This window comes from Amycolatopsis sp. NPDC004747 (genome assembly GCF_053601335.1).
Genome location: NZ_JBSGBQ010000009.1, coordinates 17,281 through 37,153 on the forward strand (window position 1 = coordinate 17,281; position 19,873 = coordinate 37,153).

Here is a 19,873-nt window from a genome sequence, read left to right on the forward strand (position 1 = left end):
GGCAACGGACCACCACGTGCGGCGATCCGGGATTCGCCGCGGTCACGGTGGAGATCCGCGCAAGTCGTGGTGTGCCGGGGGCGAAGGCGGGATTCAGATCAGGCCGTGCCGGGTGCGCATGCCCTGCAGGACGTTCTTCACCGTGTGCTTCGCGGAGGACAGCAGTTCGATGCCGGCTGTGTTGCCGAGCTCGGCGAGGAGACCCCCTCGGGTGTGCGCGACAGATGACAACATGCGCCCATAGAACCGCCTGAAAGAGGGAAAGGGCAAGGTTCGGGGGAGGCAGCTTCTGCTTTCGAAGTTCTGCCGGTCGGGTGAGGTGTGACGCATGTCTCAGCAGAAATGATAACACGTTGCAGCAAATCCGGAGGCGCGGAGCGTCGCGGGGGCGATGGGTGTCCGGCAGGGTCAGACGTCCTCGGTCTCCGCCCACCTCGGCCGGCGCGGCGGCGAGACAGCGCTCGACACGGACGGGCTCGGCGGGCCCGATGCTCGCCGGACAACCCTTCCGTACCAGCAGGTAACGACCCCCGTGGTTGGCGAGCCGGCAGGCGGTGGACTCCGGCCGCCCCGTAGCCCGCGACCGGTCCACTGTGCCTTGCTCCGACTATTTCTTGAGCCGGCGGCTCCCGGCGTGCCAGTCTTCGGTGATGCCCGGCCCCTGCGCCGTTACACCGAAGGATGGCAGCTGGGGACGTTCGCGCAGGCTGCGCTTCAGCTCGGCGAAGCCGGGGAACCGGGCGAGGCCGACGACGTGGTCCCACAGCTGCCCGGCCTGCTCCTCGTCCGGCAGCCGGCTGATCACCGGGCCGAAGAAGGCGACGCCGTGCGGCGGTTCGAAGTGGATGATCGGCGTGCCGACGTCCCTGCCCGTCAGCGAAAGCGCTTCATCGGACTCCGCCTGGATCTCCGTGTCGCGTGAGGTGTCGTCGAGCGCGTCGGTGAGCGAGGTCGGTAGGCCGGCCTCGGCGAGGGCGTCGGCGGCGAGGTCGGGAGTGCCCTGCCAGCCGGGGGTTTTGCCTTCGTCGGAGCCGGCTTCGAAAATGCGCGTGCCGAAAGCCGCGTACAGCGGGCCGATCGCCTCGCGGCCGTGCTGTTCCCGGACCGCCGACGCCACTCGCAGCAGCCGCAGGCCCGCGGTGTGCTGGGCGGGGTACTCCGGCGGGAAGTGCGTGTCGTAGTCGAGGTGGGCGTTGATCAGGCGCAGGGAGATGAACCGCCAGTCGACGGTGTAGTTCCGCTGCGCTTGGACCAGCCGGATCCATTTGCTCGTCATCCACGCGAACGGGCAGATCGGGTCGAAGTAGAAGTTGATGTCGCTGTTCATGTCACGATCCTAGGTAGGGGGTCAGGCCGGCGCGCCGCGGTTTCAGCGGGCCGGGAAGGCGTGGCCGCGGGCGAAGAGCACGACGAGTGCGGTGGGCACCAGGAGCGCGACGGCGGCGATCATCAGGGAGCCGGAGCCGAACCCGGCGAGGAGCGCGCCGCCGGTCAGGCCGCCCAAGCCGATGCCGAGGTTCCAGGTGGTCACCATGGACGACTGGGCGACGTCGGCATGCGTGCCCGCCGCTCGCATCAGTGCCGACTGCAGCAGGGTGGCCGCGCCGCCGAAGGAGAGGCCCCAGGCCGCCACGGTGGCGTAGTCGATGACCGGGTTGGCAGTGGCCATGGCCAGCACGGCGGCGGCCACGGTGAAGAGCAGGGTGCTGACGATGACGAGCCGGCGGTGGTGCCGGTCGATCAGCACGCCGGTCAGCCAGATGCTCGCGATCGAGGCGATGCCGAAGTCGAGGAGGATCCACTGGACCTGGTCGGCCAGCCCGACGTCGCCGAGGATCGGCGCGATGTAGGTGTAGAGGATGGTGTGCGCGAGCACGAACGCGCCCGTCACGACGAGCACCGTGCGGAGGCCGCGCAGCCGGAGAACGCGCCGCAGCGGGATCCGGTCCTCGGCCGTCCGGCCGGGGAAGTTCGGCAGCGTCCACCCGGTCCAGAGCATCAGCAGCGCGGTCAGCGCGGTGACCGCGCCGAACGTGAGCTGCCAGCCGACGGCCTTGCCGAGGTACGCCCCGACGGGGACGCCGAGGGACAGTGCCACCGGGGTGCCGGCCATGGCGAAGGCCATCGCGCGGCCTTTCAGGCCGGGGCCGACCAGCCGTGCCGCGTAGCCGCCGAGCAGGCTCCAGACCACCCCGGAAGACGCGCCCGCGACGAACCGGGCCGCCAGGGTGGTGGTGAAGTCGAGGGAGACTGCGGTCACGAGGTTGGCGAGCACGAATCCCGCGAGTGCGGTCAGGAACAAGTGGCGCCGCGGCCACGACGCGGTGGCCAGTGTCACGGGGATCGCCGTCAGCAGGGTCGCGACCGCGTAGATCGTCACCGTCTGGCCTGCCACGGATTCGGACACGTCCAGTGCGCGGCTCATCTGCGGCAGCACACCGGCCGGGAGCGCTTCGGTCAGGGTGGTGATCAAGCCGGCGGTGAAGAGGGCGATCAGCGGGGGGAGCGGAAGGCGTTCCGCCGGTGAGGTGCGGGGAACGTTGATTTGTTTGGTGGTCACGTGTTTAGACTCGAACCTTGACATCAGTGTGAGAGCAAGCAGCCTGCTGGGAGGTGTGATGCGGATCAAAGAGCTGTCGGAGCGGACCGGGGTTTCCGCCCGCTTGCTGCGGTACTACGAGCAGCAGGGCCTGATCGAGCCGACGCGTGAGGAGAACGGCTACCGGTCCTATGAGGAGCCGCAGGTCGAGCGGGTGCAGCAGATCCGCAGCCTGCTGGACGCGGGCCTGACGACCGAGATCATCCGGGCCGTGCTGCCGTGCCTGGCCGAGGCGGCCAATTCCTGTTACCCGGCACCGGACTTCGTGGACCGGGTGCGGCAGGAGCGGGCCCGGATGGCCGAGCGCCTCGACGGCCTGCAGAAGAACCTGCGGGCCATCGACGACTACCTGGACGCCGTCGTCGGGGAGCGGTAGTACTTCTTTACCGAAAGTTCGGTAAAGTGGGCGGCATGGCACGCCCTCCCTCCATCGACGACGCCCAGCTGCTCGACCTCCTGGTCTCCGTGTTCCGCGAAAAAGGCTTCGACGGCACCGCCATCGGTGACCTGTCCGCCGCGACCGGGCTGCAGCGGGCGAGCCTCTACCACCGGTTCCCGGCGGGGAAGGAGGAGATCGCCGACGCGGTCCTGACCGCGGTGGGGGAGCGGTTCCTGTGGATCCTGGCCCCGATGCGCGAGGACGCCGACGTCGCCAAGGGCATCAAGGAGACCGCTCGCCGGCTCGGTGACTTCTACGGCGCGGGAGCGCTGTCGTGCGTGCTCGACACCATGACGCTGGCCGGGACGCCGCCGAAGCTGCGTGACCACGCCCGCGACCTCGGGAAGACGTGGGTCGACGCCATGACCGACGCGTCGCGCCGGGCGGGGCGGACGCCCAAGCAGGCCGCGCGGGCCGCCAAGGACGCGTTCTTGCGCATCGAGGGGGCGCTCGTGCTGGCGCGGGTGCTGGGCGAAACCGACGCCTTCGCCGAGGCCGTCGCCGACCTGCCGAAGCTGCTGATGCCGCCGAAGCGTTAGATGTCCAGCACCAGCTTCGGGCACCGGGAGCGGGACACGCAGATCATCATCGTGTCCGGCGCCGCGGAGTGGTCGAGGTAGTCGTCGCGGTGGTCCGGGACGCCCTCGAGCACGCGGGTCTCGCAGGTGCCGCAGAACCCCTGCGTGCACGAGTAGTCGGCCTCGACCCCCGCTTCCAGCAGCGCGTCGAGGACCGTGGTGCCGTCCTCGACGCGGACGTCCACTCCGGACAGTGCGCAGTGGACGTCGAAGCCGCCGTCCGCTGGGACGGTTCCGGCGGTGAAGCGCTCGACGTGCACGCTGCCGGGTTCGCAGGCGTCCTCCACCGCCGCGGTCAGGGAATGGGGACCGCAGCAGTAAACGGCCACGTCGCGGTCGAGTGACCCCAAGACGTCGGCGACCCGGATGCGGTCACCGACGTCGCTCGCCGCGAGGTGCACCCGGTCGCCGTACCGGGCGAGTTCGTCGATGAAGGCCATCGATGACCGGGTCCGCCCGGCGTACCAGAGGGTCCACGGAGTACCCGCCTGCTCGGCCTCGGCGATCATCGGGAGCAGGGGAGTGATCCCGATGCCGCCCGCCACGAACACGTAGGCCTTCGCCGGCTGCAGCTCGAAGAGGTTCCTCGGCGTTCCGGCCGTCAGTGTCATGCCCTCGGTGGCCTGGTCGTGGAACCACGCCGAGCCCCCTCGCGAGTCCTCTTCGCGCCGCACCGCGATGCGCCAGCTCGACCGGTCGGCGGGGTCGCCGCACAGCGAATACTGGCGGGTCGGCCCCTGGGGAAGTGTCACGTCGATGTGGGCGCCCGGGCGCCAAGGCGGCAGCTCACGGCCGTCGGCGGGGACGAGGGTCAGGGCGAGCACGCCCGCGGCGGCGGGTGTCAGCGCGTCGATGACGAGATTCATATTACCGAACGTACGGTAAATAACGTTCGACCGCGGTGTGAGGACGGACACTTTGGTATATTACCGAACGTACGGTAAAAATGGCGGCGCAGACCTTCCGAGCAACGAGGAGCACGTTCATGAGCAGCAAGACCGCCGTCGTGGTGCTGTCCGACCCGTCGACCGGCACCGAAGAGGCACTGGGCCGGGTGTTCAACGCCCTGGCCACCGCGTGGGAGTTCGCCCAGGGCGGGGAAGCGCTGGTGTTGTTCCAGGGCGCGGGCACCCGCTGGCCGGCCGTGCTGGCCGACGCGAACCACCCGGCGCACGAGCTGTACACCGCGGTGAAGAAGCAGGTCGCCACGGTCGCCTCGGGTGGCTGCGCGACCGTCTTCGGTGCGACCGAGGGCGTCGAGGGGGAGGACATCAAGCAGATCAGCCAGAACCAGGCGCCGGGTACCCCGGGCGTCGCGAGCATCCGCGAACTGGTGCAGTCCGGCTACTCGGTCCTGACCTTCTGACGCCGTGGCCGACCTCATCGACCGGCTCGCCTTCCACCCCGGCGAGCTCGAAGCGCAACGGGTGGCCGGAACGGCCGAGCTGGCCGAGCGGGTCCGGCCGATCATCTCCGACGCCATCCCGCACGGGGCGTCCGGCTTCCTGACCCGCCAGCGGATGCTGGTGCTGGGCGCCCAGGACCGCGACGGACGGCCCTGGGCGAGCACCCTGCTGGGGCCGGAAGGCTTCCTGTCGGCGGCCGGCCCGCACACCCTGCGGGCCGCCGCCGGCGTGGTCGCCGGCGACCCCCTCGCCGACGTCCTGCGGGACGAGACCGACGTCGGCACCCTGGCCATCGACCTGGTGGCGCGCAAGCGGTTGCGGATCAACGGCCGGTGGCGGCCCGTCGACGGCGGCGGCGAAGTCGACGTCCACCAGGCGTTCGGCAACTGCCCCAAGTACATCCAGGCCCGCGTCATGCCCGACGACGCGCCGGGGGAGTTCCGGCCGGTGGCAACCCGCGCCGGGACGCTGGACGAGCGTGACGCGGCGCTCGTGGCGGCCGCCGACACGTTCTTCGTCGCCACCGCGGTGGACGGCGGGGTCGACGTCTCGCACAAGGGCGGCAACCCCGGCTTCGTCGACGTCGTCTCGCCGGCCGAGCTGCGCTGGCCGGACTACGTGGGCAACGCGATGATGATGACCGCGGGCAACCTCGGCGTGAACCCCCGCGCCGGCTTGCTCTTCCCGGACTGGGAGACGGGCGCGACCCTGCAGCTGACCGGCACGGCGGAGGTGCGCCGCGCGGCGCACCCCACCGGGGGACCGGCCACCGGCCAGGAAACGGTCTTCCGGATCGCCGAAGCAATCCGGACCGAGCACTCGTTCCCCAGCGGGTGGTCGGCACCGAAGTACTCCCGCTTCAACTGAGACCACCATGGACGGTGACGATGACCAGTACCCACCCGGCGACCCGAGCCGCACGCGCGGGCACCCAAACCCGGCCGGGCGGGGCACCGCCGCTGGTGCCCGCCCTGTACCAGAGCACCGTGCACGCCTTCCGGACCTCGCGTCGCTGCACCGCGTGCTCGACGGTGAGGACCACGGCAACGTCTACTACCGCTTCGGTCACCACAACGGCCACGTGCTCGAGGAGGCCGTGGCGGACCTCGAAGGTGCCGCCGACGCCGTCTCGACCGCCTCCGGGATGGCCGCGCTGACGGGGATCGTGACGGCCCTGGTCGAGACGGGCGGGCACGTCGTGGCCGACCGCAACGCCTACGGCGGCACCCGCAGCCTTCTCGAGGCCGACCTGCCCCGGCTCGGCATCGACGTCACCCTGGTCGACGGCACGGACCTCGCCGAGGTGGAGCGTGCCCTCACCTCCCGCACCCGGCTCCTGCTCGTCGAGGCCCTCACCAATCCGACGATGCGGGTGCCGGATCTGCCGGCGCTGGCCCGGGCCGCGGCCGGTGTCACGTTCGCCGTCGACTCGACGTTCGCGACCCCGGCGTTGCCCCGCCCGCTCGAGCACGGCGCGGACCTGGTGTGGCACAGCATCCCGAAGTACCTCGGCGGCCACTCCGCCGCGATGGGCGGGATCGTCGCCGGCCGCGCCGACCTCGTCGGGCGGATCCGGCGGTCGGTCGTCCACCTCGGCGCGACGCTCGGCCCGTTCGACGCCTGGATGGCGTTGCTGGGACTGAAAACCCTGCCGCTGCGGATGCGCGCGCACACCCGCGGCGCGACGGCCGTCGCCGAGTTCCTCGCCGGGCACCCGGCCATCACCCGGGTGCACCACCCGGGCCGCCCGGACCACCCGCACGCCGAGGTGGTCGCGCGGCTCTTCCCCGACGGGACCGGGGGCATGCTCTCCTTCGAACTCGCCGGCGGGCGCCCGGCCGTCGACGAGCTGATCCGGCGGCTGGGGCCGGCGATCCCGCTGTCGCCGAGTCTCGCCGACGTCGCCACGACCCTCGTCCACCCGGCCACGACCACGCACCGGTCGCTGCCGCCCGAGGACCTCGAGGTCCTCGGGATCACCGAAGGGCTGGTCCGCCTGTCGGTCGGCATCGAGGAGCCCGGCGACCTCGTGGCCGAACTCGGCTCGGCGCTCGCTTGACACGGGGAACGCGCCTGGTCATGCTGACGTGGTCCAGTGGTCAGACCACCAGATGACCTGCTCCATCCACTTCGATGCGAGGAGACGACGTGCGCGCTTTGACGGCCACGGGGATCACCGTGGGACTGCTGGCCGGGCTCTGGACCTGGGTCAGCGAGCTGACCGGCCTGCCGACGTGGGTGGCCGTGGTCTCGTGGGCCGCGTTCTTCGCGGCGGGCGGCAAGGGGACCGGCCTGGTGAAGACGGCGGCCGCCGGGGTGTCCGGCATCGCCTGGGGCTGGCTGGGCGTCCTCGGTGCCGGCCTGCTCGGCGGCTGGGCGGGCGCGCTGCCCGTGGCGGTCGCGGTGATCGCCTTCGCGATGTGCGTCCAGGCGGGGTGGGCGCCACTCTCGTTCATCCCGGCGGCCTTCCTGGGCGCCGCGTCGCTGTTCGGCACCGGCGTGGACGTGCTCACCACGGCGGTCGCGTTCGTGATCGGCGTCGGGCTCGGCATCGCCTCGGAGTGGGCGGCCGCGCAGCTCGTGCGCAGGGCCCGGCCCGGTTCCGCTGTACCCGAAGTGGTCTGACCACCTGACCTACGAGGAGACGAAGATGAGCACCCCCTTCATCCAACGCCACCGGCTGTGGACCGCCGAACAGCAGGAGCAGGCCGACCGCGTCGCGGCCCGGGTCGAGGAACTCGGCCTGCGGCAGGTCCGGATCAGCTGGGGCGACCAGCACGGCATCCTCCGCGGCAAGACCCTGGAGGCCGGACACTTCCTGTCCGTGCTGCGCAACGGCAAGGACTTCCAGACCGCGACCCTGATCTTCGACACGACCAACAACCCCGCGGTCCCGCCGTTCGCGGCCGACGGCTTCGGCGATCCACGCCTGACCGGCCTGCCCGACGGCGTCCTCGTGCCCGACCCCGGGACGTTCCGCGTCCTGCCGTGGCTGGACAAGACCGGCTGGATCCTCAGCAACCTGCACTACCGCAGCGGCGAGGTCGTCCCGTTCGACACCCGCGGCGTGCTGCAGACCCAGCTGGACCGGCTCGCCGGCGACGGGTGGGACTTCGTCGCGGGCATCGAGCTGGAGTTCTACCTCACCCAGCTCGACGACCCGCGGCTGTCGTTCGAGTCGTGCGGCTACCCGCCGGACCCGCCCACGGTCAGCGCCGTCTCCCACGGGTTCCAGTACCTCACCGAGAACCGCGGCGACGAGATCGCCGGGATCCTCGACATCCTGCGCGACAACGTCGTCGCGCTGGGACTGCCGCTGGCCACCGTCGAGGACGAGTGGGGGCCGGGGCAGACCGAGTTCACCTTCGAACCGATGTCCGGCCTGCAGGCGGCCGACGCGGCCATCCTGTTGCGCAGCGCCGTCAAGCAGCTGTGCCGCCGCAACGGCTACCACGCCACGTTCATGTCCCGCCCGGCCTTCCCCAACGCCTTCTCCAACGGCTGGCACCTGCACCAGTCGCTGAGCGGACCCGACGTGGCGAACGCCTTCGCCGGCTCGGCCGAGGAAGCGCTCTCCGACACCGGCCGGCACTGGATGGCCGGCCTGCTCGAACACGCCAAGGCCTGCTCGGTGCTCAGCACCCCGACGGTCAACGGGTACAAGCGCTACCGGCCCGACTCGTTCGCGCCCGACCGCATCGCCTGGGCGGAGGAGAACCGGGGTGCACTCGTGCGCGTCGCCGGCGGCCGCGGGGACGCCAACACCCACCTCGAGAACCGGGCCGGCGAGCCCGCCGCGAACCCGTACCTCTACCTGGCTTCGCAGATCATCAGCGGCCGCGACGGCCTGCGCAACAAGCTCGACCCCGGCCCGTCGGCCGACGAGCCGTACCGGGCCGACGCCGAGCCCCTGCCGGGCAGCCTGCAGGAGGCCGTCGAGCTGTTCGCCGCCAGCAGCGTGCTGCGCGCCGAGCTCGGCGACCCGTTCGTCGAGTACCTCGCGACCATCAAGCGGCACGAAGTCGCCCGCTTCAACGCCGCCGTCACCGACTGGGAACAGCGTGAATACTTCGAGGTCTACTGACGTGCGCGTGCTGGCCGGCGCCCGCCTGCCCGACCCCGACCCCCGCTCGACGATCACCGTGGCCGCCGCCCAGCTCGGCGGGCCCTGGCTGGACGTCGGTGCCCGCCTCAAACGGCTCACCGAGGCGGCGCAGCTCGCCGCCGCCGAGGGCGTGAAGGTGCTGGCGTTTCCGGAAACCTACCTGTCGGGCTACCCCTTCTGGCTCACCCGCACCCACGGCGCCAACTTCGACGACGCGGCCCAGAAGGCTTGCTACGCCTACTACCTCGACTCCGCCATCGAGGTCGGCGGGCCCGAGCAGCGGGAGCTGGAAGCGGTCGCGGCCGACTTCGGGCTGACGCTGCTGGTGGGCGTCACCGAGCGCGGCCGGGGACCGGCGAGCGGCTCGGTGTACTGCACGCTGCTCACGATCACCCCCGAAGACGGCCTCGCCGGGCACCACCGCAAGCTCGTCCCCACCTACGACGAACGCCTGGTGTGGGCCCACGGCGACGGGGCCGGGCTGCGCACCCATGCCGTCGGCCCGGCCCGGGTCGGCGGCCTGAACTGCTGGGAGAACTGGATGCCCCAAGCCCGGCACGCCCTCTACGCGGCCGGGGAACAGGTCCACTTCGGCACCTGGCCGGGCGCGAGCAAGGTCAGCCGCGACGTCACCCGCTTCACCGCGATGGAGGGCCGGGTGTTCGCCGTCGCGGCGGCGGGGATCCTGACCGTCGACGACGTCCCGGACGACTTCCCGCTGGCGGCCCAGCTGCGGGACAACTCGGCGCGGATGCCGTTCGACGGCGGCTCGGCCGTCGCGGCCCCCGACGGGACCTGGCTCGTCGAGCCGGTCCGCGGTGAAGAGGGCCTGGTGATCGCGGACCTCGACCTGCGCGCCGTCGGCCGCGAACGGCTGACGTTCGACCCGACCGGCCACTACAGCAGGCCGGATGTCTTCTCCGTGACCGTGAACCGCACCCGCCGGGAGGCGGTCGCGTTCGTCGAGGGGAGTCCTCGTGACTGACGTCCTCGTCCTGCAGCACCAGGAGGACGCGGGACCCGGGAACCTCGGGACGTGGCTGAGCGACCACGGTGTCGGGTGGGAGCTCGTCGACGTGTCGGCCGGTCTTCTGCCGACCCCGCGGCGGTGGCGCGCCCTGGTGGTCTTGGGCAGCCGGGAAGCCGCCTACGACGAGACGGTCGGGTGGCTCGCGGCGGAGCGGGAGTTCGTCCGCGCCTCGATGGCCCTGGGCACCCCGGTGTTCGGGATCTGCTTCGGCGCGCAGCTGCTGGCGCAGGTGCTCGGCGGCGAGGTGCGCCGGGCGGCGGCGATCGAACGCGGGTGGACCGCGGTCGGCTCGTCCGAGGCGGACCTCGACGGGACCTGGTTCGAGTGGCACGGCGACGAGATCACCGCCCCGCCGGCGGCCACCGTCCTGGCGGCCGGCTCCTGCGTTCAGGCGTTCCGTTCGGGGCCGCACCTCGGGGTGCAGTTCCACCCCGAGGTCACGCGGGAGCAGCTCGAGCGGTGGATGGACAGCGACCGGCGGCTGAAGCTGCTGGCGGAGGCCGGCGGCGAACGCGCGACACTGCTCGCGGACACGGCGAAGCACCTGCCCGACGCCACGGAAGCCGCGGGCCGGCTGTACGCCCGCTTCTTCCGGGTATGATCAGACCACCTGATCACCTGCTGTCGTGGGAGTGGCATGACCGAGGAACGGCGCGGTGTGGCGCCCATCCGCCCGGTGGACCGCAGGCCGCTGTACGAGCAGGTCAGCGATCGGCTGCGCGAGTTCATCGACGTCAACCAGCTGCAGCCCGGCGACCGGCTGATGACCGAACGGGACCTGGCGAAGGCCCTGTCGGTCGGCCGGTCCTCGATCCGCGAGGCGATCACCGCGCTGCGGGCCCGCGGCGAAGTCGAGGTCCGCCACGGCGACGGCATCTACCTGGTCCGCCGCCCCGAGGACGTGATCCCGTCGCTCGCGGCCGAGCTGGTCGCGACGCACCTCGACCACCCGGCGATCTGGGAGACCCGTCAAGCGCTGGAAACGCAGTGCGCGCGCCTCGCGGCCCTCCGCGCCACCCCGGAGGACCTGGCGGAACTGGAGTCCGCGCTCGAGGAGATGGAGCGCGAGATCGCCGCGGGCGAGCCCGGCTTGGCGGGCGACCGCCGGTTCCACCGCGGCGTCGCGACGGCGTCGCACAACCCGATCCTGATCGGGTTGCTGGAGAGCATGCGCCAGGCCCTCGACCGGACGTCGGCGACCTCGCTGACGCGCTCGGGCCAGCCGGGTGCGTCCCTGGCGGATCACCGCGGGATCGCGGAGGCGATCAGGGCGGGAGAGCCGGCCGCCGCGGCCGACGCGATGCTCGCTCACCTGGTGAGCACGACCGACTCCCTCGTGCAGGAGGGCCAGGTCAAGGAACCCCACGTGGCCGGGGGCCGCACGTAGCCGCTAGTCGCCGTCGAGGAGACGCTGCCCTTCGCGGGCCCACTCCGCGCGGGTGCGGGCCACGGCGGCCACGCCCTCGAAGACGTGCGCCTTGAGCCGCGCGATGCGGTCGTGGTCGGCCGGATCGCGCCGGGTCAGCCGCTCCCGCAGCAGGTCGGTTTCCTTGTTGAGGAGGCGGTCGCGGTGGGCCTCGGCCTCCTCGGCAGCCTTCTCCTGGTCGGCGATGAACGCGTCCAGGACCTCGCGGGCCCGTTCGGCGTCGATCATTTCGAAGTTCAGCGCCTGCAGCAGAAACGGGTCGCGCGGGGGCGCCGGGTCGTGCGGGGTGCCCAGCCACGCCAGCAGTTCGTCGTGGCCTTCGGCGGTGATCGAGTACACGGTCCGGGTGAGCTTCGGGCCGCGCTGCTCGTCGTCGCCGGTGATCAGGCCCGCGCGTTCCATGCGCCGCAGCGTCGGGTAGATCTGGCTCTGCGGCGCCGCCCACACCCAGCCGGTGGAGCTGTCGAAGAAGCGGACGAGGTCGTACCCGCTCATCGGACGTGCCTCCAGCACGCCCAGCAGGGCGTGCTGGAGCGACATACCCGGATCCTAACCGGCCTCAGCGCACCAGAACGGACACGGTCTTGGGCTCGGTGAAGAACTCCCGGCTGAACGTGCCGCCTTCGCGGCCGACACCGGAGTCGCCCATCCCGCCGAACGGTGCGCGCAGGTCGCGGACGAAGAAGCAGTTCACCCAGACGTTGCCGCTGCGCAGCCGGGCCGCGACGCGGTGGGCGCGGTTGAGGTTCTCGGTGAACAGCATCGCCGAGAGCCCGAACGGGGTGGCGTTGGCCAGGCGGACGCCGTCGTCCTCGGTGTCGAACGGGGTCACGGTGACGATCGGGCCGAAGATCTCGTCGGTCTGCACCGGGGCGCCGGCGGGCACGTCGGTGAGCACGGTCGGGCGCACGAACCAGTCGTGGTCAAGGCCCCCGGTGACCACGGTCGCACCGCGCAGCGCTTCGGGCTCCAGATAGCCGGCGACCTTCCGGAAGTGTTTCTCGCCGGCCAGCGGACCCAGTTCGGTCCCCGGGGCGCTCGGATCGCCGGCCTGCATCGCCTCGGCCGCGGCCGTGAACCGCGCGAGGAATTCGTCGTGGACCCCGCGCTGCACGAACAGCCTCGACCCGGCCAGGCAGACCTGGCCGGTGTTGCCGAACGCCGCCCGGATCGCCCACGGGACGGCGTTGTCGAGGTCGGCGTCGTCGAACACGACGTTGGCGCCTTTCCCGCCGAGCTCGAGGCTGACCGGCGCGAGCCGCTCGGCGCCCGCCTTGGCCACCGCACGGCCGGTGACCGAAGAGCCGGTGAAGGTGATCCGGTCCACCCGCGGGTCGCGGGTCAACGCGGCCCCGGCGTCGCCGAAGCCGAGCACCACGTTGACCACGCCGTCGGGCAGCCCGGCCTCGAGGGCGAGACGGCCGAGCAGAGCGGCGGAGGCGGGGGTGTCCTCGGCCGGCTTCAGCACGACGGTGTTGCCCCACGCCAGCGCGGGTGCGATCTTCCAGGTCGCCAGCATCAGCGGGAAGTTCCACGGCGAGATCGCCGCGACCACCCCGGCCGGCTCGTAGCGGGTGTAGACGTGCTGGCCGTTGTCGGACGGGAACGCCTCGGCCGAGGCGAGCCGGGCGTGGTCGGCGAAGAACCGGAAGTTCTGCACCGAGCGCGGGACGTCGTGGCCGGTCGCGGCGCCGACGGGCTTGCCCATGTCGCGGCTTTCGGCTTCGGCCAGCTCGGTGGCGTGCACTTCCATCAGGTCGGCCAGCCGGTGCAGCAACCGGCCGCGCTCCTCGAACCCCAGCCGCGGCCACGGCCCGGTGTCGAAGGCCCGCCGCGCGGCCGTGACGGCGGCGTCGACGTCGGCGGCGCCGGCCTTGGCCACCACCGCGTAGGGCTCGCGGGTGTAGGGGTCGATGTCGTCGTAGGTCTGGCCCGTGGCCGAGCCGATGACTTCGCCGCCGATGACGTGGTCGATCTTCACGCGGTGCGCTCCTTGAATTCGGTCCGAACCGGGTGCGGTTCGGGGCTGCGGGCCGGGACGAGGGTGATCGCGGCCGTGCCGAGCAGGGCGGCCGCGCCGAAGAGGACGAAGTTCCACTGGTAGCCCGCGCCGGAGGCCAGGACGAACCCGCCAAGGGGCGGCCCGAGGATGGCGCCGAGCCGCCCGACGCCCAGGGCCCAGCCGACCCCGGCCGCGCGCAACCGCGCCGGGTAGTGCCGGGTGATGTGGACGTTGAGCAGGTTCTGGGTGCCGATGGTGCCGTAGCCCGCGACGGCGATCAGCACGTACAGCACGATCGTCGGTGGCCGGGTCAGCAGCAGCCCGATGCCGGCCGCGGCGAGCAGGAACGACACCGCGATCACCGGCCGTGAGCCGAACCGGTCCGCCGCCCGGCCCCCGGCGAAGGAACCGGCGATCGAGCCGAGGTTGAACACCAGCAGGAAGGTCAGCGCGGAGCCGAGGGAGAAGTGGGCCTGGCGCATGATCTGCGGCAGCCAGGTGTTCATGCCGTAGACCGTCAGCAGCGCGCAGAACGCCGTGGCCCACAGCAGCAGCGTTCCGGCGCGCTGTCCCGGCGCGACGAGCCCGCGCAGCGCGGCCGTCCACGACCGGCGCTGCGGGCGCTGCAGCTGCGGCACCGGACGGCCCAGCGCCGCGGCGAGCCGCGTCGCCTCATCGGTGCGGCCGGTGAGCACCAGGTGCTCCAGGGATTCCGGGAGGAGTTTCCAGCCGAGCGGCACCACCACGAGCACCGGCACGGCGGCGATCAGGTACATCACCCGCCAGCCCGCCACCGGCAGCAGCGGGATCGCCAGCGCGGAGGCGAGGATGCCGCCCACCGCGTAGCCCGACTGCATCATCACGTAGGTGAGGTTGGCCCGGCCCGGTGGCGCGTACTCGACGACCAGCGCGGCCGCGGTCGGCATCAGGCCACCGAGGCCGAGCCCGCCGAGCAGGCGCAGCACGGCGAACACCTCCGGCGACGGCGCCGCCGCGCACAGCACGGTGAACACCGAGAACCACGTCACGCACAGCAGCAGCATGCGGCGGCGGCCGACGTAGTCGGTGAGCGTGCCGGTCAGCAACGCCCCCAGCAGCATCCCGATCAGCGCGTAGCTGCCGAGCGTCCCGGCCTGCGCCGGGCCGATGTGCCACTGCGCCATCAACGCCGGCACGGTGGTGCCGTAGACGACCAGGTCGTAGCCGTCGAAGGCGACGGCGAGCGCGCAGAGCAGGAACACCGTCCACAAGCGGCGCGCGGGGTGTGCGGTCATGTCGATCGTCCTTTCACGACACTGTGGAACGAAGGTGCTGCCACAAGCGGTCGAGCAGTTCGGATCCGGTGGCGCGCCAGGCATCGGCTTCGTCGCCGGTGAGCGGCCGGGGGGTGCCGGCGGCCGCGGCGGCCAGCGTCAGCCGCGCGGTTTCCTCGAGGATCCACATGCGGGCCACGGCTTCGCCGATCGTGGCGCCGGCGGTCACGGCTCCGTTGCCGCGCAGTACGCACGTGAAGTTCTGGCCGAGGTTCTCGGCCACGGCCAGCCCGCGCTCGCGGTCGCGGACCAGGCGCGGGTCCTGGTGCACGGCGACCGCGGGGCCGAGCAGGGAGCCCTGGCCGTGGAGCGGCTGGAGCCGCAGACCGGCGGCGGCCGCGGCGGTCACGGCGTGGGGCTGGGCGCGGCAGATCGCACCGATGTCCGGCCGGGCCGCAGCGATGGCGGTGTGCAACCACGCCTCCTTCGGCGCCGATCCGGGCAAGGCGGCGCCGACGAGCGGAAGCGTGACGCTGTCGGGGACCGTGGGGTCCAGCTCGCCCAGCGGGCGCGGCGGAGTGATGAGGAGGCTGTCGCCCGCGGTGCGGACACTGACGTGGCCGAAAGCCGTGACGAGGCCCGCGGTGGCCAGAACGCGTCCGGCCCGGGCCAGCTCGGCGGCGAGCTGCGCGCTTGTCATGCTCGCAACTATCTATAGGTATCTGTATACCTGTCAAGAACTATTGAACCAGTATTCAGATACCTGTATGGTTGGTTGATCGTTTTCCGGGGATCGAAGGGACGGGCATGATCGAGCTGCAGGACATCGCCTACGTGCGCTCGGGCACCGCGGACCTGGCCACCGCCGTGGACTTCGCGGTCGACATCGTCGGACTGGAACTCACCGCCCAGGCTCCGGGCCGGGCCTGGCTGCGCGCGGACTCACGCCACCACTGCCTGGCCTTCGTCGAAGGTGCGGCCGGGGTGCTGGCCACGGCCTTCACCGTCGCCGACGAGGACCGGCTGGCCGCCGCCGAAGCCGAACTCGAAGCCCACGGCACCCGGGTCGTGCGTGGTGATCCCGCCGGCGCGGCCGAGCGGCACGTGCGGGACTACCTGACGTTCGACGACCCGGCGGGCAACGTCGTGGAACTGGTGGTGGACCAAGCGACGGTCTCGCGCCCGGTGCGGTTCGGCCGCACCGCGGGCATCACCGAGTTCGGTCACCTGTGCCTGGACGCACCGGACGTCCGCGAGGCGTACCGCTTCTGGTCGACCCGGTTCAACGCCCGCGCCTCGGACTGGATCGGCGACGGCGCCTGCCTGATGCGGATCGACCCGGTGCACCACAAGCTGGCCGTGTTCCGCGGCGACGGACCGGGCCTGTGCCACCTGAACTTCCAGGTCGAGTCGATCGACGACGTCATGCGCAACTGGCACTTCCTCGTCGACCGCGGCGTCGAGATCGAGATGGGCCCCGGCCGGCACCCGCAGTCGGGCGCGATCTTCCTGTACTTCAAGGGCCCCGAGGGCCTGACCTACGAATACTCCTACGGCGGCCGGCTGATCACCGACGAAGCGGCGTGGCGGCCCCGCTACTTCGACCCCGCCGAACCGGATTCGATCGACCTGTGGCGCGGCCCGACGGCCCGCACGACCTCGCAACCGCAGCTGCACTCGGGAGACCGCGTATGAGCACCCCCTGGACCGTCGAGCGCGCGGCCCGCATCCTGCTCGAGCGGGAAGACGCCCGAGCCGACGGCGAGCCGCTGACCGACGAGTGGCCGGAGCTGGACCTGGCCACCGCCCACCTCGTGCAGGACGAAACCCTGCGGCTGCGGCTGTCGCGCGGCGAGACGCTGATCGGTGTCAAGCTGGGCCTGACCTCGCGGGCCAAGCAGGAGCGGATGGGTGTCGCCAGCCCGATCACGGCGTGGCTGACCGACGCGATGGTGCTCCCCACCGGTGCGCCCGTGCCGTCGCTGATCCACCCCCGGGCCGAACCGGAGATCGTCTTCACCCTGGGCCGCGACCTCGCCGGGCCCGGCGTCACCGCACCCACCGCCCTGGCCGCGGTCGAGCACGTGCTGGCCGGTGTCGAGCTGATCGACAGCCGCTACCGCGACTTCCGGTTCACCCTGCCCGACGTCGTCGCCGACAACGCCTCCTCGGGCGCGTTCGTGACCGGCCCGATCAGCCGCCCGCCGGAAGGCTGGGACCTGTCCGCCGAGGCGTGCACGATCTCCGTCGGCGGCACCGTCGTCGACACGGCCACCGCCGCCGCCGTTCAGGGCCACCCGGCCCAGGCGCTGGCGCTGGCCGCCAACGAGCTGGGCCGCCGCGGCCACCGCCTGCGCGCGGGCTGGCTCGTGCTCACCGGCGGGATCACCGACGCCGTACCGATTCCCGAAGGCACCGTCGTGACCGCGACCTTCGGATCCCTGGGCCGGATCGAAGTGGGAGGCTGACGTGCCGCTCGTGCAGATCACCGTGGCGGAGGGACGCACGCCGGAGCAGCTGCGCGCTTGTCTGGCCGCGGTGCACGACGCAGTCCGCGACAGCCTCGGCGCCCCCGACGCGTCCATCCGCGTACTGCTGACCGAAGTACCACCGGAACACTGGAGTTCGGGGGGAAAGACGCTGGCGGAACGAGCCGCACCCTGAAGCTACGTGCTCATGAACGGTCTCCCCAGGGAAGTGCCGGGTCGAGGTGGGCGGGGTGGACGGTGGTGCTGAGCAGGCGGCCGAACGCGCCGAAGGTGAAGTGCGTGGTGTCCCGGCCGGTCTCGTCCAAGCCGAACAACGCCCCGTGGGAGCGCAGGTCGTGGGCGTTGCGGTGGTCGGCCACGGTGACGCGGCGCACGGGATCACCTTCTCCCGCCAGGTGAAGACGTAGATGCCGGGGCGCAGCTGGTACACGGTGTTTTCGTCGGTGTCGGCCAGGCCGCGCTCCGGCCCCGCGAGGCACTGCCACGTGTACCACTGCGGGCTGAGGTAGACGTGTTCGTAGGCGTGCTCCTCGCTGTACACCCACAGCGCGCGCCGGCCGATCAGCGCGGTCGTGGGTGCCGGGGCCGGCCCGCTGACCGGTGTTCCGTCGAGGTGGCCGGGCACGAACGCCTGCCGGACGCGGGTCCGGCCCGGCTCCGGCCCGGCGATCGTGGTGATCACCGAAAGGGTGTGCCCGGTGGTGAAGTCGAGGAACAGGCTGACCGCTTCGGCCGGCTCGTGCGTGTGGTGGAACTGCGCGTAGACGAGCCCTTCGGCGACGTCGAAGGCTTCGTAGTGGTCCTTCCCGGTGGCCGCCGGGAGCGGGTCGGTGGCGCCGGGGACGTAGTCCCAGCCGACCGTGCCGGCACCGAAGCGGTGGGTGATCCGGGTGCCCCGGTCGTCGGTGACCACCACTTCGCGGTCGGCCAGCGCGGTCGAGGGCTCTGCCTTGTTGGCGTCGAAGCCGGGTTCGAGCCCGTTGAGGGGCAGCCAGTTCGCGGTGTCGGCGAGGTCGGTCACGAGGTTTCCTCCATGGTGTGTTCCGCGGATTCGGCGGTGGCGGCCGGTTCGCGTTCGAGGTCGGCGGCCAGGGCCTGGTAGACGGCCGGGCGGCGCTTGCGCAGCCACGCGGCGACCACCAGCCCGGCCAGTGCGACGACCAGGAGCAGCCAGGGCAGCTGCGGGACGACGCCGTTGCTGGAGCCGGCCAGGGTGGGGAAGTTGACGATCGCCAGGGTCACGATGAGCCCGAGGCCCACCGCACCCAGGCCGGGCGCGATCAGCGTCCGGGTGAGCCGGGGGTCGCGGGTGCGGCGGAAGTGGACCAGGATCGCCAGCGCCGCGAGCAGTTGCAGGGCGAGGATGGCGAGCGTGCCGAAGCCGGTCATGCTGGCCGTCAGGTCGGCGACCGGGTCGAGGCCGGCGAGCCGGAACAGCAGCGCCACCACCGAGCCGAAGACCAGCTGGGCGAGGGCGGCGTGCTGGGGTGCGCCGGTGCGGGCGCGGGTGCGGCCCAGCAGCCGCGGCAGGACGCCGACCCGGCCGAGGGCGTAGAGGTAGCGGGTCGCCGAGTTGTGCAGGGCCAGCAGGGCCGCGAACAGGCTGACCACGAGCAGCAGCATCATCACCTTGGTCGGCACGTCGCCGAGGTAGTCCCGCGACACCGAGAACACCAGGTCCCCGGTGGACAGGTGCGCGGTGGCGACGTCCTGGGCCTGCGCGACGCCGATCGCGGTGACCACGGCCCAGGTGGTGAAGGCGGCGAAGACCCCGATGAAGCCGATGGCGACGTAGGTCGCCCGCGGGATCGTCCGCTTGGGGTTCTTCGCTTCTTCGCCGAACAGGGCGGTCGCTTCGAAGCCGATGAAGGCGTTCGCGGCGAACAGCAACGCCAGCCCGCTCGCGCCCTGGACCATGACGGACGGGGTGAAGACGGCGAAGGAGAAGCCGTGCCGGAACAGCACGCTGAAGTCCATGACCAGCAGGATGGACACCTCGAGGACCAGGGAGACGCCGAGGACCTTCGCGCTGACGTCGATGCCGCGCCGGCTGAGCAGGAAGACCAGCACGACCGAGACCGCGCTCCAGACGATCCAGTCGAGGTCCACGCCGAAGACGTCCTTGAGGACGGTGCCGGTGAAGAACCCGCTGGTGCCGATGGCGCCGGCGACGAAGCAGTTGTAGCCGAGCATCGCGACGAACCCGGCGACCAGGCCCATGGTCCTGCCCAGGCCCTTGACGACGAAGGCGTAGAAACCGCCCGCGCTGGTCAGGACCTTCGACATCTGGGCGTAGCCGACGGCGAACAGCAGCAGCACGACCGTGGCGAGGACGAACGCGGCGACCATGCCGCCGCCGTTGCCGACGGCGATGCCGATGGCCGCGATCACGACCATCCCGGTCAGCGGCGCCACCGCGGCCAGCACCAGGAACACGATGCCGGGCACCCCCAGGACGTTCTTGGCGAGCGAGGTGCTGTCCTGCCCGGGACCCGATCCGCTCATGGCTGCTCCTTGGTGACGGGACCATCTTCGGTCGGCTTGGA

At 71.8% G+C, this 19,873-nt stretch carries 23 protein-coding genes and 1 pseudogene; 13 read left to right on the plus strand and 11 right to left on the minus strand.

The window, feature by feature from the left end:
• Window positions 1–93: 93 nt before the first annotated feature.
• The 3 genes from ACWEGE_RS16040 to ACWEGE_RS16050 form a co-directional block, all read right to left on the minus strand.
• Window positions 94–234, minus strand: coding sequence for a hypothetical protein (locus tag ACWEGE_RS16040; RefSeq protein WP_449661202.1), 141 nt, complete (start codon window positions 232–234; stop codon window positions 94–96).
• A 373-nt stretch (window positions 235–607) separates the two neighbouring features.
• Window positions 608–1,327, minus strand: a complete 720-nt coding sequence (locus tag ACWEGE_RS16045) for a mycothiol-dependent nitroreductase Rv2466c family protein (RefSeq protein WP_449661203.1) — start codon at window positions 1,325–1,327, stop codon at window positions 608–610.
• Window positions 1,328–1,369: 42 nt separating this feature from the next.
• Window positions 1,370–2,560, minus strand: coding sequence for an MFS transporter (locus tag ACWEGE_RS16050; protein ID WP_449661204.1), 1,191 nt, complete (start codon window positions 2,558–2,560; stop codon window positions 1,370–1,372).
• Window positions 2,561–2,618: 58 nt separating this feature from the next.
• Between ACWEGE_RS16050 and ACWEGE_RS16055 the strand changes: the two genes are divergently transcribed.
• On the plus strand, window positions 2,619–2,975 hold the full coding sequence (locus ACWEGE_RS16055) for a MerR family transcriptional regulator (RefSeq protein WP_449661205.1): 357 nt from the start codon (window positions 2,619–2,621) through the stop codon (window positions 2,973–2,975).
• A gap of 35 nt (window positions 2,976–3,010) precedes the next feature.
• Window positions 3,011–3,577, plus strand: coding sequence for a TetR/AcrR family transcriptional regulator (locus ACWEGE_RS16060; RefSeq protein ID WP_449661206.1), 567 nt, complete (start codon window positions 3,011–3,013; stop codon window positions 3,575–3,577).
• Here the strand turns inward: ACWEGE_RS16060 and ACWEGE_RS16065 are convergent.
• Window positions 3,574–4,482, minus strand: coding sequence for a PDR/VanB family oxidoreductase (locus tag ACWEGE_RS16065; protein WP_449661207.1), 909 nt, complete (start codon window positions 4,480–4,482; stop codon window positions 3,574–3,576). The genes ACWEGE_RS16060 and ACWEGE_RS16065 overlap by 4 nt on opposite strands.
• Before the next feature lie 119 nt (window positions 4,483–4,601).
• On the opposite strand from ACWEGE_RS16065, the gene ACWEGE_RS16070 reads away from it, so the two are divergent.
• The 8 genes from ACWEGE_RS16070 to ACWEGE_RS16105 all read left to right on the plus strand — a co-directional run bounded on the left by ACWEGE_RS16070 (window position 4,602) and on the right by ACWEGE_RS16105 (window position 11,544).
• The gene (locus ACWEGE_RS16070) at window positions 4,602–4,982 is read left to right on the plus strand and encodes a hypothetical protein (RefSeq protein ID WP_449661208.1); all 381 of its coding nucleotides are present in this window, start codon (window positions 4,602–4,604) and stop codon (window positions 4,980–4,982) included.
• A gap of 4 nt (window positions 4,983–4,986) precedes the next feature.
• Complete coding sequence (locus ACWEGE_RS16075; protein ID WP_449661209.1) at window positions 4,987–5,889, plus strand: pyridoxamine 5'-phosphate oxidase family protein; 903 nt, start codon at window positions 4,987–4,989, stop codon at window positions 5,887–5,889.
• Window positions 5,890–6,043: 154 nt separating this feature from the next.
• A complete protein-coding gene (locus ACWEGE_RS16080) occupies window positions 6,044–7,081 on the plus strand; it encodes a trans-sulfuration enzyme family protein (RefSeq protein WP_449661210.1) in 1,038 nt (345 codons plus the stop codon).
• An 89-nt stretch (window positions 7,082–7,170) separates the two neighbouring features.
• Window positions 7,171–7,647: a DUF1097 domain-containing protein gene (locus tag ACWEGE_RS16085; protein WP_449661211.1), complete on the plus strand. Its 477-nt coding sequence runs from the start codon at window positions 7,171–7,173 to the stop codon at window positions 7,645–7,647.
• Window positions 7,648–7,672: 25 nt separating this feature from the next.
• Window positions 7,673–9,106, plus strand: coding sequence for a glutamine synthetase family protein (locus tag ACWEGE_RS16090; RefSeq protein ID WP_449661212.1), 1,434 nt, complete (start codon window positions 7,673–7,675; stop codon window positions 9,104–9,106).
• A gap of 1 nt (window position 9,107) precedes the next feature.
• On the plus strand, window positions 9,108–10,112 hold the full coding sequence (locus tag ACWEGE_RS16095) for a carbon-nitrogen hydrolase family protein (RefSeq protein ID WP_449661213.1): 1,005 nt from the start codon (window positions 9,108–9,110) through the stop codon (window positions 10,110–10,112).
• Window positions 10,105–10,758 (plus strand): type 1 glutamine amidotransferase, encoded by a 654-nt coding sequence (locus ACWEGE_RS16100; protein WP_449661214.1) that lies wholly within the window; start codon window positions 10,105–10,107, stop codon window positions 10,756–10,758. The genes ACWEGE_RS16095 and ACWEGE_RS16100 overlap by 8 nt, the downstream gene beginning before the upstream one ends.
• A 36-nt stretch (window positions 10,759–10,794) precedes the next feature.
• Complete coding sequence (locus ACWEGE_RS16105) at window positions 10,795–11,544, plus strand: FadR/GntR family transcriptional regulator (RefSeq protein WP_449661215.1); 750 nt, start codon at window positions 10,795–10,797, stop codon at window positions 11,542–11,544.
• 3 nt (window positions 11,545–11,547) lie between these two features.
• On the opposite strand, the gene ACWEGE_RS16110 is transcribed toward ACWEGE_RS16105, so the two are convergent.
• Genes ACWEGE_RS16110 through ACWEGE_RS16125 form a run of 4 tightly spaced genes read right to left on the minus strand, consistent with a single transcriptional unit; the run spans window position 11,548 to window position 15,538 of the window.
• Window positions 11,548–12,123 carry a PadR family transcriptional regulator gene (locus ACWEGE_RS16110; protein ID WP_449661216.1) on the minus strand — a complete coding sequence of 192 codons (576 nt, stop codon included), beginning with the start codon at window positions 12,121–12,123 and terminating at the stop codon, window positions 11,548–11,550.
• 19 nt (window positions 12,124–12,142) lie between these two features.
• Window positions 12,143–13,564, minus strand: coding sequence for an aldehyde dehydrogenase (locus ACWEGE_RS16115; protein ID WP_449661217.1), 1,422 nt, complete (start codon window positions 13,562–13,564; stop codon window positions 12,143–12,145).
• Window positions 13,561–14,859, minus strand: a complete 1,299-nt coding sequence (locus ACWEGE_RS16120) for an MFS transporter (protein WP_449661218.1) — start codon at window positions 14,857–14,859, stop codon at window positions 13,561–13,563. The genes ACWEGE_RS16115 and ACWEGE_RS16120 overlap by 4 nt, the downstream gene beginning before the upstream one ends.
• A 13-nt stretch (window positions 14,860–14,872) precedes the next feature.
• Entirely contained in the window at window positions 14,873–15,538 is a 666-nt protein-coding gene (locus tag ACWEGE_RS16125; protein ID WP_449661219.1) for a class II aldolase/adducin family protein, read from the minus strand.
• 107 nt (window positions 15,539–15,645) lie between these two features.
• Between ACWEGE_RS16125 and ACWEGE_RS16130 the strand changes: the two genes are divergently transcribed.
• The 3 genes from ACWEGE_RS16130 to ACWEGE_RS16140 are packed head-to-tail and all read left to right on the plus strand — an operon-like array spanning window position 15,646 to window position 17,502.
• On the plus strand, window positions 15,646–16,533 hold the full coding sequence (locus tag ACWEGE_RS16130; protein ID WP_449661220.1) for a VOC family protein: 888 nt from the start codon (window positions 15,646–15,648) through the stop codon (window positions 16,531–16,533).
• Window positions 16,530–17,306 carry a 2-keto-4-pentenoate hydratase gene (locus tag ACWEGE_RS16135; RefSeq protein WP_449661221.1) on the plus strand — a complete coding sequence of 259 codons (777 nt, stop codon included), beginning with the start codon at window positions 16,530–16,532 and terminating at the stop codon, window positions 17,304–17,306. Before ACWEGE_RS16130 ends, ACWEGE_RS16135 begins: the two co-directional genes overlap by 4 nt.
• Before the next feature lie 22 nt (window positions 17,307–17,328).
• Window positions 17,329–17,502 carry a tautomerase family protein gene (locus ACWEGE_RS16140; protein ID WP_449661468.1) on the plus strand — a complete coding sequence of 58 codons (174 nt, stop codon included), beginning with the start codon at window positions 17,329–17,331 and terminating at the stop codon, window positions 17,500–17,502.
• Window positions 17,503–17,512: 10 nt separating this feature from the next.
• Here ACWEGE_RS16140 and ACWEGE_RS16145 read toward each other — a convergent pair whose 3' ends face one another.
• The 3 genes and pseudogenes from ACWEGE_RS16145 to ACWEGE_RS16155 form a co-directional block, all read right to left on the minus strand.
• Window positions 17,513–17,701, minus strand: coding sequence for a hypothetical protein (locus tag ACWEGE_RS16145; protein ID WP_449661222.1), 189 nt, complete (start codon window positions 17,699–17,701; stop codon window positions 17,513–17,515).
• Window positions 17,702–17,751: 50 nt separating this feature from the next.
• Window positions 17,752–18,456, minus strand: a pseudogene (locus ACWEGE_RS16150) (MoaF C-terminal domain-containing protein); the annotation flags it as partial.
• Window positions 18,345–19,832 (minus strand): APC family permease, encoded by a 1,488-nt coding sequence (locus tag ACWEGE_RS16155; protein ID WP_449661223.1) that lies wholly within the window; start codon window positions 19,830–19,832, stop codon window positions 18,345–18,347. The gene ACWEGE_RS16155 and the pseudogene ACWEGE_RS16150, both read right to left, overlap by 112 nt.
• Window positions 19,833–19,873 lie beyond the last annotated feature (41 nt).